This is a genomic window from Pelagicoccus sp. SDUM812002 (assembly GCF_031127835.1).
Taxonomy (GTDB): domain Bacteria; phylum Verrucomicrobiota; class Verrucomicrobiia; order Opitutales; family Opitutaceae; genus Pelagicoccus.
In genome coordinates this window covers 1-1,648 of the sequence record NZ_JARXHX010000074.1, presented here as the reverse complement: position 1 = coordinate 1,648, position 1,648 = coordinate 1, and the positions used below count along the sequence as shown (strand labels likewise).

At 48.5% G+C, this 1,648-nt stretch carries 1 protein-coding gene; it reads left to right on the top strand.

Annotated features, from left to right (window positions below):
• The first annotated feature begins 597 nt into the window (after positions 1 to 597).
• A complete protein-coding gene (locus QEH53_RS23660) occupies positions 598 to 1,071 on the top strand; it encodes a transposase (RefSeq protein WP_309025707.1) in 474 nt (157 codons plus the stop codon).
• Positions 1,072 to 1,648 lie beyond the last annotated feature (577 nt).

The window sequence follows — 1,648 nt, the reverse complement described above, 5'->3', positions numbered from 1 at the left end:
AAAAAAAAAAAAAAGAAGATAGACATGCTTAGACTCACGAATAGTCATCGCACTTAATGCAATGAGTTTTCATCATATCACCCTCAATCCCTCAAGCGCTCCATTGCCACTCTTAACATTTGTATACATCTAAGTAATCTAACTAACACGGCCTATTCTTTTATTCAGTAAAATGTTACAATTCTACCGTCCTATTATTGTATCTAGACCGGTATTCAACCATATGCAAAATGAATCTATCGCCCTTTGATCCGTTGAACTGTGCCAGCCTTCTCTTGGCGAACGACAGAAAGCTCTCAATGCCATTAATGCGTTTCTTGTACCTAATAAACTCGTTCCTGCCATGGAAAATTCGATAATAGTCAGGCCGTAGAGGCTCAGCCCGCCTTAAAGACTGTCCAATAAGCCTTGAGAATAGCGTCTTTCGAGATTTCACGCACCTTGGTAGCACTTTTTCTAAAAAGCTCCCTAATGTAGGGAGTCGATGGAAAGCGAAACATATCCCAGCGACCTGACCGACAGCGAGTGGAACGTAATTGAGCCGCTGATACGGGGCCCTCGAAGCTCGGTCGGCCTCCTCAATACAACAAGAGACGCGTGCTCGAAGCGGAAGGTCGGTGGCATCTGGAGAAGGTCCATGAGGAGCTTCTCGCGGCTTCGTACGCTACCGTAGTGGTAAAAAAAGCTCCCACGGCCGCGATCATCGACTCGCAAAGCGTGCGAGCTGCTGGCCACCCCGGCCTTCGCGGATATGATGCAGGAAAGAAGGTTAAGGTAATCAAGCGACATCTACTCGTGGACACGCTTGGACTCGTGCTTGTCTGCGTGGCCCACTCGGAGTCGGTCCAGAATCGAGAAGGGGCTCGAATGGTTCTAGGCAAGCTCGAGTCCGCGTTCGGCTGGATACTTAAAGTTTGGGCAGACGCGGAATACGCCGGGAAGTTAGTCCAACGGGTATCCGAGATTCCAAGACACCGTAAGATAGAGTTGGAGATAATCCGCAGAAGCGATAAGGCTGAGGGATTCGAGCTACTGCCTCGTCGGAGGGTCGTGGAACGGACCTTCGCATGACTCTCGCAGCAAGGCAGGCTGACCATCGACCGAGAGAGCAAAACCTGCTCCTCCGAGGCGATTATACACTTGGCGATGATCAGACCCATGATTAGGAGACTCGCAAATTAGGACTTATTGGACAGTCTCTTAGGCCTTCCATTCGAAAGAGTAGATCGTTCTGCCCTCAAGCATTATCCGCACAATAATGACCTTCAAACGTCGCAATAAAGATGACGAAAAGCATTCTCCGAATACTCCATACGCCTCGGACTCCGAAGAGGAATCCCAACCTCGCCCTGAAGCCGCATGACCTTCCTGTACAGCCAAAACAACACCCGCTCGCGGCGTTTATTATAGAACCTGTTCACGATATCGCAGCTTCTTCCAGTCAGACGTAAGACCTTCGGCGCTGGAACACTCTCGTGGGAGTATTCCAGTATTTCTCCTCTTGTCCCTCGTAAACTCATTCCTCATCAATTGCTAGCAATTGCTCAAAGTGGCACTATGCTAGGCCACGTGGACAAATTTTCGATTTGATTTAAGATGTTGGCTTTCAATGCCATGTGAAACTTTATGAAAGCATTCAATGTCAGAA